Annotated in this window: 11 protein-coding genes; all 11 read right to left on the reverse strand. The window is 51.0% G+C overall.

Features of this window, described 5'->3' with window-relative positions:
* Window positions 1-3 precede the first annotated feature (3 nt).
* The 11 genes from FTX54_RS14785 to FTX54_RS14835 all read right to left on the reverse strand — a co-directional run bounded on the left by FTX54_RS14785 (window position 4) and on the right by FTX54_RS14835 (window position 15,221).
* Window positions 4-1,596 carry an acylphosphatase gene (locus FTX54_RS14785; RefSeq protein WP_147803694.1) on the reverse strand — a complete coding sequence of 531 codons (1,593 nt, stop codon included), beginning with the start codon at window positions 1,594-1,596 and terminating at the stop codon, window positions 4-6.
* 26 nt (window positions 1,597-1,622) lie between these two features.
* Complete coding sequence (locus tag FTX54_RS14790) at window positions 1,623-3,170, reverse strand: ATP-grasp domain-containing protein (protein WP_147803693.1); 1,548 nt, start codon at window positions 3,168-3,170, stop codon at window positions 1,623-1,625.
* 3 nt (window positions 3,171-3,173) lie between these two features.
* Window positions 3,174-4,730, reverse strand: a complete 1,557-nt coding sequence (locus FTX54_RS14795) for a hypothetical protein (RefSeq protein ID WP_147803692.1) — start codon at window positions 4,728-4,730, stop codon at window positions 3,174-3,176.
* Complete coding sequence (locus FTX54_RS14800) at window positions 4,727-5,941, reverse strand: ATP-grasp fold amidoligase family protein (RefSeq protein ID WP_147803691.1); 1,215 nt, start codon at window positions 5,939-5,941, stop codon at window positions 4,727-4,729. The genes FTX54_RS14795 and FTX54_RS14800 overlap by 4 nt, the downstream gene beginning before the upstream one ends.
* 12 nt (window positions 5,942-5,953) lie before the next feature.
* Window positions 5,954-7,744, reverse strand: coding sequence for a glycosyltransferase family 2 protein (locus FTX54_RS14805; RefSeq protein WP_147803690.1), 1,791 nt, complete (start codon window positions 7,742-7,744; stop codon window positions 5,954-5,956).
* 46 nt (window positions 7,745-7,790) lie between these two features.
* Complete coding sequence (locus tag FTX54_RS14810; protein WP_147803689.1) at window positions 7,791-9,326, reverse strand: ABC transporter ATP-binding protein; 1,536 nt, start codon at window positions 9,324-9,326, stop codon at window positions 7,791-7,793.
* A 16-nt stretch (window positions 9,327-9,342) separates the two neighbouring features.
* The gene (locus tag FTX54_RS14815; protein WP_147803688.1) at window positions 9,343-10,119 is read right to left on the reverse strand and encodes an ABC transporter permease; all 777 of its coding nucleotides are present in this window, start codon (window positions 10,117-10,119) and stop codon (window positions 9,343-9,345) included.
* Window positions 10,120-10,123: 4 nt separating this feature from the next.
* A complete protein-coding gene (locus FTX54_RS14820; RefSeq protein WP_246125616.1) occupies window positions 10,124-10,918 on the reverse strand; it encodes a glycosyltransferase family 2 protein in 795 nt (264 codons plus the stop codon).
* A complete protein-coding gene (locus FTX54_RS14825) occupies window positions 10,905-12,047 on the reverse strand; it encodes a glycosyltransferase (RefSeq protein WP_147803687.1) in 1,143 nt (380 codons plus the stop codon). The genes FTX54_RS14820 and FTX54_RS14825 overlap by 14 nt, the downstream gene beginning before the upstream one ends.
* Before the next feature lie 438 nt (window positions 12,048-12,485).
* The gene (locus tag FTX54_RS14830) at window positions 12,486-13,871 is read right to left on the reverse strand and encodes a sugar-transfer associated ATP-grasp domain-containing protein (RefSeq protein ID WP_147803685.1); all 1,386 of its coding nucleotides are present in this window, start codon (window positions 13,869-13,871) and stop codon (window positions 12,486-12,488) included.
* A 339-nt stretch (window positions 13,872-14,210) separates the two neighbouring features.
* A complete protein-coding gene (locus FTX54_RS14835; RefSeq protein WP_147803684.1) occupies window positions 14,211-15,221 on the reverse strand; it encodes an S-layer homology domain-containing protein in 1,011 nt (336 codons plus the stop codon).
* Window positions 15,222-15,610 lie beyond the last annotated feature (389 nt).

Here is a 15,610-nt window from a genome sequence, read left to right on the forward strand (position 1 = left end):
ACATCACTTCTTTCCTTTACGGAGAATAATTTTTATCCAATCAAGCGTCTTCCGGACGGGCAGCGTCATTTTCCATGTCGTACTGTGAACGAGCTGATCATACTTTCTCGCTATACGTTTATATTCATTTTTGGAGAGGCCGCGGTGGTCGCCTTTTGAATATTTTTTCTTCGCCTGCTTTGTGACGAAGCCTACGCGGACCGGTTTGGTCCACTCTTCTTCAAGAATTTCTTCTACTTCTGCTTTTGCAGGCCCTTCAATAACGACCTTCTTAAAATTATTTACTTTCTTTTTATTCGGATGACAGACAACGACAGTAACAGATCCATCTGCTTCGTTGCGGGCATATCCGTGGAGTTCCCGCAGAAGTGCCTCCCGCTTGATCCATGCACGGTAGCCGACGCCCTGTACCTTCCCCCGTAACGTATAGCACTTTCCGTATAGCTCTCCCTCAGGCGGCTTCGGAACTTCCACCATCGTTGCTGAGCGGCTTTTAATCGGTGCAATCACATTATCGAAATCAAAATACAGGTTCGACCTCGGAAAATCTGCCGTTTCCGGGAAATAATAATCGATAAACGACTTCGCAAAGTCTCGCGGCGTACCGATCATCGGGAACAGGTGCCCGCCGAGCCCGGGGCGGGAATTAACTTCGATCACTTGTCCTTCCCCGGTTTCATCATCCACGATAATATCGACACCGCTCTGGACAAGACCCGGAATTGCTTTTGTGGCTTCGATCGCAATGCGTTCAAGTGCCGGGGAGAGCTCTTCGGTGACATCAACGGAATCGCCGCCGTTGGACAGGTTGCTCTGCACACGCAGGTAAATGCGTTTTCCTTCTTCCAAAACAGAGTCCAGCTCGTAGCCTGCCTGTTCAATCATGTAGAGCACTTCTTTATCGATACGGATCATCCGGCTCGTCAGGTGCGGATTCTGCTGGCGGAATTTGTTTTTATCCAGAATCAGCTTCCGGATCGTACGTTTTCCGTCTCCGACAACGTTCGCCGGAATCCGGTGCATCGCGCCGAGTACTACTTCGCCGAGCACAATGACGCGGAATTCCTTTTCTCCCGGAATGTGGGTTTCAATGATCACTTCTTTATAACCGAGTTCATCGCGGACGTACTCGATTGCTCCTTTCAGCACCTCTTCTTCACGAACGTTCGCAAACACGCCTTTGCCTCCGTTTGCACTCACCGGCTTCAGCACGAGCGGGTAGCCGAGTTCGTTTCCGTAGGCGAGAATTTCTTCATTGGAGCTTTCCGCAGGAAATTTTCTGCCCTGCGGGGTCGGTACATTTGCTTTAGCGAGATATTTTTTCGTCAAATCTTTATCATCACAAATGTCGAATGCTTCATCTGTGACAAGGTCTCCTTTCGACAGAGCGAAATGGTGCTCTTCGTCTTTATACTTCAGAGAGTAGCGGACTTTCAGCTTCATCTCTTCATCAAATTCCGAGTAGAAGCGGAGACGGAGGCCGCGTCTCCAGCCTTCGAGTGCGACGGTATACGTGCTGATCCTTTTTCCCTGACCTGCTTTAGGTACGGCTCCTTCTAAATGCGGAAGCCACTGATAGGTTGTTTGCTGTATCACGTTGTTTTCCTCCTTGTCCGGGCAGATTATTTTCTGCCGAATCGTTTCTTCAGTCTGCTGCGGAGGCTCGCTGCTTCCCGTGCCGTCCGCGCCGCTGCTTTCTCTTCTGCTTTCCAATCCTCCATAAGCCGCTGCCTGTGGACGTATGTTTCCGCGAAAGAAGGATTTGTATCGTCCAGCCACGTCAGCTCATTCGCCGTCGGTCCCTCAGCTGCTGCTACGGTGACGTTTTCCGTCCCGAGCCCTTCCAGAAAAGGAGGGACTTTTTCAAGGTCAGCGGACGCTCCGGCAAGCCTGGCGCTGATCTGCTTATTTTTTCTAATGTGAACCGTGCCGATCAGAGGCAGCTCCTTTATGAATCGTTCCAGCTGGTGTTTTTTCTGCTTGATTCCGGGGCCGGTTCCTTCGATCACGCGCACATCCGGCTTCTCTTCAGGTGCGGGTGCCACGGTGATTTCGGAGGCGCCTGCTGCTTTGATCGCTGCTTCGATCGTGCGCAGATCAAAAAATGCATAATCGGCGCGCGATGCTTCTTTTGTGTCCGGAAAATAAAAGTCGATCAGTGCCCCGGGAATGTCCCTGCTTCTGCCGGTGATCGGAAACAGGTGTGAGCCAAGGCCGGGCTTTGTATTCACTTCGATCACGACTGCTTCCTTCCACTCCGGATCCATCATCAGGTCTACACCGCAGTGAGGCAGGCCGGGCACGGCTTCTGCGGCCCGCACGGCTGTATTTTTTACCGACTCGGAAAGAAGATCGGTCACGTCCACCGGATCTCCGCCGGCGGAAATATTGCTGACGCGCTTGACGACAATTGTCTCGCCGGCTTTCGGCACGGTGCGCAGCTTCCAGTCGGAGGCGTGCATCGTGTTGTAAAACTGCCGGTCGAGCTTGATCGGCCGGTGATACAGATGAGGCACCTGCTGTCTGTCTTCATTTTTCTGTTCGATTAACTGGGCGATCGTCTTTTTTCCGTCGCCGGTAACACTTGCCGGACGCCGCTGCACCGCTCCGAGCACTTCGCCGTTCAGTACCATGACGCGGCACTCTTCCCCTTCGACGAATTGTTCCACAATAACCTGTTTTAAGTTCAGCTCCTGCCGGACATAGGCGACGGCGCGACGGAGCGTCGCTTCATCGCGTATATTGACGATCACCCCTTTTCCACCCGAAGCATTCGTCGGTTTTAATACGAGCGGAAAGCCTTTATGGAGCGCATAGGCTGTAACTTCTCCATCGCTGTCGGATTCCCCGAACGTTTTTCCGTGGGGCACGGGAACATGGCTGCGGCGGAGCACTTCGTTTGTCAGGGACTTATCGTCACAGACCGCATCCGCCTCATCGGTAATGAAGGCTCCTTTTGATCCCTGGAACTGGTGGATGCTGCGGCCGTCCGTCAGCTGATAGCGGAGCTGAAATTCGCCGTCCTCTCCGCGGATCGACCAGAATGTCAGCTCCAGTCCTCTGCGCCAGCCTTCAAGGGCGATCGTGTACAGACTTATTTTTTTATCCTTTGCCGAGAGCGGCACCGCTCCCTCCAGGTGAGGCAGCCAGACCGGCTTTGTCTGTTCCATCCGCTATGACCTCCTCTTTATAAGAAGCTGCTGAAGTCTGCCGGGCAGTCCGGCGCTGTTTTTCAGTGCAGCAAGTGCTTTTTCTGTGCGTCTGCGTTTTCCGGCTGTCTGCTGGATGAGTATTCCGAGCTCCTTCGTATCGCGCTGAAGATCTTCCCTGCTTTCATGAACGGTGAAAGCCGGTGTGATAAAAGCCGGACCCGTTCTCAGATAGGCTCCTTCACCTGTCATCTTCCGGACCGCTTCCCCCAGTTCTTCTGCGTTTTCACCGGACGCATACAGATGCCAGCGGGACGCTTTCGGTTTGAGCCAGCCTGTTACGTGCAGCTCCATCGCTTTCGTGCGGATAAGTTCGCGCTCAGCCGCGTGGAGAGAGCCTTCAAGCAGACAGTGGAGACCGTCCGGCATATCAGCCGGGCAGTCCGGTACTCTGGAGCTTACAGCAGCTCCTGTTTCCAGAGCCATAAGGCTGTCCGCAAGCGAAAAGTAAGCATGAGAAGCACGCGGTGCCTGCTTCGTTTCCGGAAAATAGTAATCAATGACCGCTTTCGGAATATCACGGCCGGTGCCGCCCATAGGGAAAACCATAAGCGCAATCTGAGCCGTTGGATTTACTTCCAGTACGACGGGACCTCGTTCCGGCGAATGGATAATATCCACTCCTCCGTGCGGAAAATCCGGGAAAGCTTTCAGCGTCCGGACAGCCGTCTGCTTCATACCTTCGGGAAGCTGATCCAGAACGTCTACCGGGTCGCCGCCGAGAGAAACGTTGCTCTGCCTGCGGAGCGGAACGATTTTACCTGCAGAAGGACAGCTGTCGAGTGTTATCTCCTGCCGTTCAAGCTCCGCTTCCAGGGCACGGTCGATCGTAATAAGCGCAGTTGCCAGGCGCGGATTCTTTTTCCGCTCCTCGTTTTTTCGCTCGATCAGTGTCCTCACCGGAGTTTTTCCGTCCCCGGTCACCGAAGCGGGATCACGGCGCACGGCGCCGACCACCTCTTCGCCGACAACGTAAAGCCGGTATTCCGGCCCCTCCACGTGCTCTTCCAGCAGAATCTCCTCTCCGGCATGTCCCTGCTTCAGCTCTTCATAAGCTTCTGCAAGCTCCGGACCTGCTTCGAGGTTCGTCAGCACTCCTCTGCCGAAACTGCCTGCGCTCACTTTCAGAACAAATGGGCCGTTCAGGCGGACTGCTGCTTTCCCGAGATCTTCCTTCCCGTAAATGGGGGCACCGCTCGGGACGGGGACACCTGCTTTTTCCAAGTGCGTTTTGGAGATTGCTTTATCGGCCCCGGCTTTTACCGTTTCCGGAGCAACGCCGTCTCCCCGTGAGCGGAAAAAACGGACGGTCCGCTCCGGGCTGGAAAGTGTAAACAGTCTCCCCGGCCGGTGGGTATACCAGGCGGGTACGTCTGTAAATGTCCTGCTTCTATTGGAGTGGAAATGGAGGTCAAGCCCCCGGCGCCAGCCTTCCAGGGCGATCAAGTATCCGCACAGAAGCGGGCCTTCTGCCTGACGGACGACTTCTATGGGCAGATGCGGCGGCCATGTTGGGTTCATAACAAATTCCTCCAGTATGGATAGGATGCTCCGTTAACGAGATCCTGGAACAGCCGTTCTTCGGCGTCCAGAAACGCTTCTCCGAGTGCAATGTCGATTGTTTCATTGAACTGGTCGTAGTTTCCCGGTTTGGGGGTGCATTCTCCAAAAACAAGTCCTTCTGTCGTACGGAGAAGATCAAAGCGGCAGAAAGGCGCTGGAAGTGCTGCGCCTAAACGGGCAGCGGCATCAAGCTCCTCCCGTAATATTCCTTTTCCTTCCATAAGGCTTCCGGTATACTTTCCGGTATCAACCCTCTCCCCGTCCGGTGTCCACCAGCAGTAAGCCGTCTCCGGACTGCGGGTAATTTCCAGAATCAGAGCCGTTTTCCCGTAAAACGTATAGCACTTAATGTCCCTGGCCGGCTCTCCCGTATCTTCGTCGGCATAATAGAGCTTCTCTACATTCCACCGGTCTTCAGCAACGCGGCCGTGCTGCAGATCTTTCTGCATGATCTCTTTCAGTTCAGCCGTGGAGGTCAGCACCTCCGACGTTTTCGCGTTCAAAATATCGGTTTCCGACCGGAGGATGTAGACGCCCCGGCCGCCTGCGCCGGCGGCCGGTTTAACGACCGTGCCCGCCTCCAGCGGAAGCGCAGCCAGCGGAGCGTTTTTCTCAATGACTTCCGGTACGCGGAGGCCGATTTCTGAAGCAAACTGCCGGGACACCTGCTTATCATCAAGTTCCCATTCCGGAAGCTGATGGCCTTTCTGCCGGCGCCTGACGCGGGAGGTGAGCTGTCCCCGAAAGGAAGCAAGAGACTCCAGCGACGGCACAGCCCGGTGCTCAATTCCGCGCACGAACCGCTCGGGAAGCTCGGACGTTGTAAATGCCGGCATCAAAAGCCGACGCATGCGGTCTTCAGCTGTTTCTCCTTCAGCGGAAGCCTGCTTGAGCGCTTCGAGCATCGCCTCCCGGCAGTAGTAACCGGTCTGCTGCTTTTTCGCGGCAATGTCAGCCGCCAGCTCAAAAAGCGTTCCTTCGCGGCGGGCAGTGCGGACCGTTTCTCTCAAATGCTCCAGCTCTTCCGGAGACGCTTCCGGTATCGGAGGCGGAGATGCTGCTTCCTGTTCGTAAATCCGGCGGCGCAGCTGCTTATTTTCCTGCTCCAGCCGTGTCATTTTACTGCCGAGGAGCCGCGCCCGTACTCGGGAAAACGGAGATGGCTGCATGAGAATCCTCCTTTACTCGTTCCACTCAGGTGCTTTACCGCTCAACCGGCGTACGGCTTCCTCCACCCGGTCTTTATTCCGAACCTTTCCGGTGACCACCGCTTTACCGGCTTCGATCAGCGGCACGTAGCGCTGTTTTTCCTGCAGCGCTTCTATATCCGGAAAGCGGATTTCCTCTGTGCGGATTTTTTCCCCGTAGACGAGCATTTCTGCCGCTCCGTTATTGATCAGCTTTCTCCAGCGGGGATGCACGTGAGGAAACGGCGAACTGTTATAACGGTATAGCAGCACCAGACCGATCCGTTTGTCGTCCTGCTGTGCAGCCTGCATCTCCTCCAGCGGAAGCGCGTCTGCTGCTCGGAAATCGGCAGCAAAAACGACGTCAAACTTCCTGAAGCCGCCTTCTTTTCCTTCGCGCTCCAAAAGCATCGGTTCCGGTACGGGGAACGGGCGCACCTTCTGGTACGGGTCGTAGAAGAGCGAACCGGCATGCTTATGATGATAATCATGTGCCATCTCATATTCGCGGCGTACTCCCATTTTATAGTTCGGGAGTCCGAAAGCTTCGTTTCCTGTCAGAGACTCTCCGGACTGCCGCTGAAAAGAAAGCGGCCCGGTCGCAAGCTCGACAACGGACTGTTCCCCGAAAAGGCGCCGGACTCGGAAAATAAACTCCGAGTCTGCGGCAAAGCGGACTCTGTCCCAGGAACCGAGCTTATCCAGTACTTTTTCTCTGCGGAACATAAAGGAGGACATATTGTTAAACAGAAATTCTCCCGGCCTCGCGCGGCGGTGAAGGGAAAGGTCTTCAAACATACGTGCCTGCTGGGACATGTTGGCGACCACGTCGTCATGAGCAAGCAGATGCAGCACCTGCTTTTCAATTTTCTCCGGATGGGACCAGTCGTCCGCATCGTTGACTGTGACAAACGTGCCCTCTGCCTGCTTTAAAGCCAGGTTGCGCGCAGCGTAAGGTCCGCCGTTCTCTTCCACCTGAAGGACTTTAATACGGGCATCTTTTTTGGCCAGGGCGTCTGCCGCTTCGACGGTTCCGTCTTTTGAGGCATCATCAATAATGAAGATTTCCAGATTCGTCCACGTCTGGGCCTGCAGGGAGCGCACGGCCGTCTGCAGTGTTTTTTCCGCATGGTAGACCGGAACGAGAACGGTCACTTTCACGTCCCGCAGCGCCGGCTGATTGACGATTTCTTTTTTCACTCTTGCTTCAAGCGCGTCGTAGGCAGAAAGCTGCTTGTGAACAGCAGGATCAAGCTGCACGTTCAGCAGGCCTGCATTAGAGAACACCTTGTTCAAATAGGAAATCCGTGATTCCGCATTTTTGAGCGTATTGGCACGGGCCAGATAAAGGTCGGGATGCGGCTTCCTTTTTATGAGAGTATCCAGCATCGCTTCTGCCCGGTCAATTACGTCCAGGCGCCCCATCGCTTCTGCTGCAAGAATGGAGGCGCGGCGGATCGTCTCCTGGTCCTCTTCTGTTGTCAGCAGAGCCGAAAGGTAATCAAGCGCTTTCTCCGCCCCTTCTTCGGTATACTGATTCACGTGCCAGAGAGCCAGTTCGAATGCTGCATAGCGCTTCATTACCGGCTGCTTGGCATGCTCGTAAAGATCTTCCAGATCCTGAAGGCCCCGCTCCGTAAATCCGAGGTTGTTCAGCTTCCATTTCGCTGTTTCGACCTTTGCCGTCGGCAGGCCGATAAATGGGAGAACCTGCTTCAGCCGGTCTCTCTGCTCTTTCGTCATTCTGGCGCTTATGTTTTTTTTCATCATCTGCAGTCTGTTCATGAATCAGTCCCCCTGCTTTCCTTGGAATTAGGCTCGTGCAGCAACACTACTTTCGGCGCTTTTTCAGCCTGACTTTCTTTTTCACGTTGTACTTTTCCTTATAGCGGGCGATCGCTTCCTGCGGGTCGCCGTCATAAAGGATCTGCCCCTGGTCCATCCAGATCGTGCGGGTACATATTTTTTCAACAAAGCTCATGCTGTGGGAGACGATAATGACGCACTTTGCCATCTCGATCATCTCCTGAATTTTTTCACTCGCTTTCTGCTTAAAAGCAATGTCCCCTGTTGAGAGTGCTTCATCAAGAATAAAAATGTCCGGCTTGAGCGTCGCGGCAATACTGAAGCCGAGACGGGCCTGCATGCCGCTTGAATAATTCTTCACCGGCTGATCAATCGCACGGCGGATTCCCGAAAATTCGACGATCTGCTCATAGTCCTCATCAATTTTCTTTTTCGATATCCCGAGAAGCATCCCGTTCAGGTAAATGTTGTCCCTCCCGGTAAGCTGGGTATTGAATCCCGTTCCATATCCGAGAAGCGACGTCGTTTCCCCGTTCAGTTCGAGTGTGCCTTCATCCGGAGTGAGGATGTTCGTCATCAGTTTACAGAGCGTGCTCTTCCCGGCTCCATTATGGCCGATAATGCCGACGACCTCCCCTTCCTTTATAGAGAAAGAATTCTCTTTCAAGGCCCAGAATTCCTCTTTATTTAAATCGTAGCGGACGCCGACATTGGTCGCTTTCACAATCGTTTCGTCCTTGATGGTCGTCTCGGTTTTTTCGATATCGAGACGCTTCTGGGCACGAGGCTGCCTTTCGGGAACGGACTCTTTATAAAGCTCCGTTACTTCACTCGGATCGCCGTCGGCCCGGATCTCGCCTTTATCAAGCCAGATAAGCCGGTCACAGTTTCGTTGCGCGTATTTCAGGCTGTGTGTTACAAGAATAACCATCTTCGCTTTTTCGACGAGCTCCTTCATTTTGTCCGCAGCATGCTGTCCGAAGGAGGCGTCGCCGGTATTGAGCGCTTCATCGAGAATCAGAATTTCCGGCTCCAGGTGGGCGGCCACGCTGAATCCAAGGCGCGCTTTCATCCCCGTGGAATATGTCTTTGTCGGACGGTCGAGAAATTTTCCCAGACCGGAAAATTCATGGATATCATCGATAAACTCATTAATGCGGCTTTTTGATATTCCGAGCATCATCCCGTTCAGATAGGCGTTTTCACGTCCTGTCAGTTCTTTATCAAAGCCCATCCCCATCGAAAACAGTGCGGAGACGCGGCCGTTTACGGTGAGCTCCCCTTCGTCCTTTTCAAGAATACCGGAGAGCATTTTACAGATGGTCGTCTTTCCGGAGCCGTTGGAGCCGATAATGCCGAGAATTTCCCCTTTATACCCTTTGAAGCTGAGATTCCGCAGCGGCCAGAAAGCTTCTCCAGCATTCGGATCCTTCTCCCGCTTAATAAAGCGGAGGGCAAATGATTTATAGTCATCCGTGCGGTTTCCGGAATCAAACTTAACTCCGAGACCCTTCGCTTCGATAACGACTTCGCGGTCCTCCGGGGCTGCTTTTTCATTCATGCTTTCACATCCTCATTTAAAGAGCTTTAATGATCTTGTACTCGTTCCGGCTGTAGTAGAAAAGGAAGGCGTAAACGAGCAGCGCCGAGACTCCGAGAATAACGGAGAGTGCAAGAAAGTTCGGAGACTGCTGGTACATCAGAACGTCCCGGTAGGAATTGACAATATGGGCGATTGGATTAATATCCACCACCCACTGGTACTCCTCCGGAAGCCGTCCGCCCTCCCAGATAATCGGAGAGGAGTAGAACAGAATCCGCGTGACGTGCGTCAGCAGATTCTCAATATCCCGGATAAATACGGATATGTAGGCCAGAAACAGACCGATCGACAGCAGGAACACGAGCTGCACAAGAATAATCACCGGCAGGTAAATCGCCTGCCATCCCGGCATAACGCCGAAAAAGATCAGGAACAGCGCCACAATCACGAGTCCAAATGAAAAGTTAACGAGCTGGGAAAAGGTTTTGGTAATCGGAAAAATCGACTTCGGCAGGTAGACCTGGTTAATGATCGAGGCATACCTGATAATAGACCTTGCTGAACTGTTAATAACCGTATTCGTCCACCGCCACGAAACGAGTCCGATGACGAGGAAAACGGCAAAGTTTTCTCCGCCGCGTCCGAGTATAAAACTGATCAAAAAGTAGTAGACGACCACGCCGAGCAGCGGGTCGAGAAGCCACCAGAAATAGCCGAGATAACTGTTCCGGTGCTCCGCTTTCAGTCCGGATTTGATCAAATAGACGATCAAGTCCTTCCGTTTCCTTATTTCTTCCATATATTGTCGCATATCGTTACTTGACACCGCCGTTTCCTGACGTTGAAGCACGTCGGTATTTTTTCCATTTGTTCATAGCATAGTGCATAAAATAGTAGCTGCTTACGAGCAGGTTCAGACGTTCCACTTGCCGGTACACCTTCCAGTTCTGCAGCGCCATTTTCTTTTTATTACTGGAGATCGAGGCTTCCTGGCGGCGGTAGACGGCGAGCGGCTCGCTGATGCCATAGGCGGTAAAACCGCGGCGGCAGAGCTCGAGCCAGAGCACGTAGTCCTGACGGGTGCGGATATCGACCATTTTGAGCGGCCCCGTCTGCGTCAGATCGACCACTACAGTCAAACAGCCGATCATATTCTGCTTAAGCAGATCCCGGTAGCCGACACGCGGCGGAATCGTATCGCCGAGACCGAGGTTCCGCCCGTCGCTGTCAATCACGTAATACTGGGAAAACGTAAACGCGGCGCCGTGTTTTTCCATCCAGTCGAGCTGATGCTCCAGTTTATGAGGGAGCCACTGATCATCGCTGTCAAGAAACGCCGCAAACGAGCCCGACGCCTGTTCCAGCGCTTTGTTGCGGGCTGCGGCTGCCCCGCTGTTTTTTTCCAGTTCTATGAGGTGGATGCGGCTGTCATACGCTTCGTACTCCCGGATGATCTCTCTCGTCTCATCCGTCGAGCAGTCGTCCACGAGGAGCATCTCCCAGTTCGTGTACGTCTGGCCGAGGACCGAATCCATCGTTTCTTTTATAACCCCGGCGGCGTTGTACGCTGGAGTGATCACCGAGACGAGACGTTCTTTATCTGCCATCATTTTCACCTGCTTTAATGCCGTTAAGGCGGTCGTAGAGATCGATCAGCTTTTCTTCTTCGCGGCCCCAGTGAAGGTGCTCCTGCACGGCCTTTCTGCCCCGCTCTCCCATCGCTTTTGCTTCAGCGGGGTTGCCCCGGAGCGTTTCCACGGCCCGTTTCATTTCTTCCTTATTATCAGGATCCACGCAGATCCCGCATTGATATGTATCCATAAACGCCTGCCAGGCCGGATAGTTCGAACAGATAACCGGAAGCCCTGCGGCCATGTACTCAAAAAACTTCGTCAGTTCTTTTTTCATATAGTGCTCTGTCGGTGGAAACAGGGCAATTCCTGCAAGCCAGCCGCTCTTTTCGTAGGCGGCATCAATGTCTGTTTTCGGCACGTAGTACCCTTCGCCATGGACGTAAAGCCGGCCGGCACCCTCTCCTGCCTTCTGCTTCATTTCCGCTGCAAGGCCTTCCGGACAGTAGCCGTACAGGTGGACGGTCAGACGCCCGTCCAGTTCCGGAAGGACCGCATGCTGCAGGGCGCCGCGGTCCTTTGTAACGTTTCCGGTATAAAGAAGCCCGTCTGCGTCTTCAAAGGAACGGTCCATTTCCGTCAGTTTTTGCTGAAGCAGCGGATAGTTTAAAATACACGTTCCCTGCGGATATTTTTCCTGGTAGTACTTCTCCGCGAGGATCAGCTCCATGCTGCGTGTACAGACTGCTACCACCTTTTTGTAGACAGCGGCGATCAGCTTCCGTACAGGGCGGTTAAAATACTGCCGCTGTACGATCCCGGTCTCATAATCTTCATGTATATCGTAAATAACGTGATTTCCTTTATTCTTCAACAGCCAGCCGACGGGAAGAAGCTCCGGGTCATGGATATGATACACATCCGCTTTCGCTTTTCTGGCGCGGAAATAGGCGCGCACCGTTCCGAAAAGAAGCCCTTTCCAGCGGTTCCTGTATTTTGGAAGCGGCTCAAACGGCACCTCTTCCTCTACTGTATTGGACGGCACGGGGGCGAGAAGCGTTACATCGTAACCGGCCTTTTTCAGGGACCGGCACTGCTTGTAGTAAATTCTCGGATCAAGCGGATGGTGCAGCGTCGTCATGTGCATCACATTTACTGACTGTCTCATGTAAAAACCCCTGATCTTCCAAATTTTTGGCTGCCGTTACGGACATTTCAACTTCAAATTATATCATAGTGAGGACTATTTTTGTTTAATCAAGACAGGATAGGAAGCAATTGAACCCACCAGATATTACAAAATTGTTAAATAGGACGTTCCGGGAGAATAACAGGAAAAGTCATATTTATTATAGATGAATCAATTTTATAAGCCGCTGTAAGAAAGGGATTTCCAAACATCGTGAATGATTTCCACTTCAGACGGACGCTTTCCACGGTGCTCGTCTTCAACTCATTCTTCCAGAGCTGTACACTGGAAAAATGTGTTTTCAGACTTCGCTGAACTCCGTCCGAGTCGCCGTCTGCCGTTTCAATCATCCAACTTGATAGATGCAGGTTAAGAAGCGAAAACTGTAAAATAAAGTTTATCTGTTATACTGCTCCTTTATTCTTCTTTTCCCCTATTGTTGAGAAGCACCTTTCTGATTGGAGCAGTTACTTTCCAATAGGAACTGCTTACGAGGTTTTCTTTCCACTTTAACTGCTCATCCGCTTCCCGCCGAACTCTTTTCATTTTTCTTCGCTGCCGTTTAACTCTTTTACCTAAACGTTGATTTTCACCTACCAGCGCTTCCTTTTCTAAGCTCTCCTGCACTGCTTCTTTCTTTAGTCTTTGAACTCTTTTGCGAAGACCTTTAATCTTTTTCTTACTGGCTGCTGCAGAGGGACTCACCTTCAATAAATCAATTTCCTCCGCTTGTTTCAGCCTGTTGATTTCCTCGAAGATTTCTGTCGTCAGCTCTCCCAATACCGGCTTCTGGGAAGCAAGCTGATAAAGCCAGGTGGCCCCTCTGAAATTCGCTTCCAGAAAAATTGGTTCTCCATTCTCTCCTACTGCAATATCCCATGACACAAAATGATGATGAAGGACTCGTTCATGGAGCCTTTTCACAAATTCAATATACGTATCAAAATTTGGAATCCGGCTGAGAGTTTGTTTAAAGTCAAAATCCGTTGTTGGATGTTTCTCCATCACATTCGCATGCTCATCAACAGCTTGAGTCACGAAATCCCCTTCATCTGTGATGCCAACGCAGACACCGCCCGTTCCTGCATTATCCTGAACGGCTCCGTTTGTCCCAAACCTCGCAAACGCTAAACAGTAGTGAATCTCATTATTCCAGCGCAGCGTAACCATGCGTAATGTATTAACGGACTCAGGATGAGGTTCTGACATAACAGAATGCTGTTGAATGACTTCCTGAACGATAAAGTTTGATCCCAGCTGATGTTCGAGGTCATTAAATTCAATCGCCTCTCCATTGACTTGTATTATTTCATCAACAATTTTTATTTTTTGAATGCCACTGCCATTATCACGGTTACTCGGCTTTACTATCGCTTCTTCAAGGCCTGATATTATTTTTTCTGCCTCATCACCGGTTAACGGCTTATTTTTCCCATCATAGTATTTGTAATCAATTCTCTTCACATACGTTTCCGGGCTTCTTTCCGCCTGAAACAGTATATCGTAGAGATTTTTATCGCTGTAGGCTGGCTGCATGGACATATCATTCAAAAAAGGCATAACGATATCCCACATGACTTTCTGCGGTACGACCTTAGGCTCTTCGTACCCTGCTATGGAGTGAAATGCTGCATGTATAGAAGTATCCACACTGTCATCCAGATATGGACTCCAATATGATTTTACTTTATGATTTAAAAACTTTCCGTCTGCCTCTTCCAATAATCCAGCCTTATAGTATCTTTTAAATGCCGGATCATCCGTATCCATTCCCATTTCCTCAAAGTCTTCTATTTTTCTCATTAGTTTAACGACTCCTTCTTTCTGCAAAGCTTTTAATTTTGCATTCCTGTTTATCTATCCCGTAAAGTGTCCCTATCGATTACAGTTCAAACGGGGTTTATGCGGAAGAGATTCATATTCTCTTTCCGATCCCCTCATTTTACACGATATCAACGGATCTCACACACTGCCTTTTATTCAGCCATTGTCAGGGAAGCAGGTCAGCACAAAGAAAAAGCCCCTTGACGACTTTCTGTCATGGGACTTCCTTTAGTATAAACAGGAAAAAAGAGTATCTTTCTTCAAAGAAACAGTCGTAAAATGTGATTTCCGTTCGATTCGTTTCCGTAACCCCGGCTTTTATTCCTGATTCTGCACTTTAAAAATCCCTTCATCATCAGGATATACAGAGTACTTATGTTCACGATCGGTCGTTTCGATCGGCCCCTCCAATCCTGCTTTTTCAAATACAGAAACACTGTAGCGGTTATTGCCGAGCGGGATCGAAGAAATGTCATCATACATGACGGCCGGGAAATAGTAGATGAGGTGCGTATCGAAATACAAAGAGTAATTCTCCTCTATTCGTTCCATCATGTCGTCTCCGTACCACTGTCTCAGCTCGTCCTCCACGTCTTCAAAGCGTGCAGGAACAGTAATATATCCTCTAAATTGCATCAAATATTCTCTCGTCACGAGGGCATAAAAGGTTTTTTCCGCATTTACTACCAGATCTTCTGCATCTAATGACCCCGTGAAGCTGCGGTCAATTTCATTTTTCATCGCTCTCGTCAGAAAAGCAGAGAATTCTCCCCGGTTAATCTCCCGCTTCGGGCGGAACGATCCATCCGGGTAACCATTCGATATGCCTCCTCGATAAAGCTGTTCAATCGGCCGATAAGCATAACTACTGACCGAAATATCGGTTATTTCCTGAAATGCATCTACACCCACTTTCGGATCAAAGTAATAAGCACGTGAGATAACTGCTGCCATCTGCTCCCTGGTCATCTCATCCTGCGGACGGTATTCACCACCGGGAAAGCCGTTAATCAGGCCGGCCTTTGCTGCCGCTCCAATATAACCAGCCGCATAATATTCGCGCGGCACATCAGAAAATCTGCGGGCTTCCCCACTATCTTCCCTCAGTTCTAAAGCCCTCCCCACCATCACCGCTGCTTCTGCTCTCGTTAAAGCCTTTTTGCTTTGAAATGTGCCGTCCGAGTATCCGTTAATTATCCCCCGCTCTGCTAAATACATGATTTCCTCGTAAAAAAGGTCTCCTTCTTTCACGTCACTAAACTTTTCTTGAGCCATCACCGTCGGGGTAAAAAGCATCATGGCAAGCAGGAGAATGCAGAATGCCTTCAATACAAACGACCTCCTTTCATATTTAAACCCTCTTAATAAACAGTTTATCCTGTTCCTCAAAGTAAATAAAGATATTTTTGGAAAATTCGTAATCTTTTATACAATTAAAACTGAGTATATTCACTGTAGAGAAAAATAGTGTAGATTTAAATAAAAGCTGCCTTGAAAATAAAGTAGATAAACGTGCGCTTTCGTTTCCATGGGGACGCTTTCCGGGCGGGCCGGCCTCAGCTAATTCCGTCTACCCTGGAGACCTGGTGTCATTCAGAATCATGCGTCCCCCGGCGTCCGGGAAAGACTTCCTTTTCCCGGCTCCTCCTGCTGTTGGAGCAGATTCAGGTAAAATATATCTTTTTCACCTTTTCTTCCATCACGCTTTCTGCCAATTA

It is taken from the genome of Alkalicoccus halolimnae, from assembly GCF_008014775.2.
In the GTDB taxonomy this organism is placed as follows: Bacteria; Bacillota; Bacilli; order Bacillales; family Salisediminibacteriaceae; genus Alkalicoccus; species Alkalicoccus halolimnae.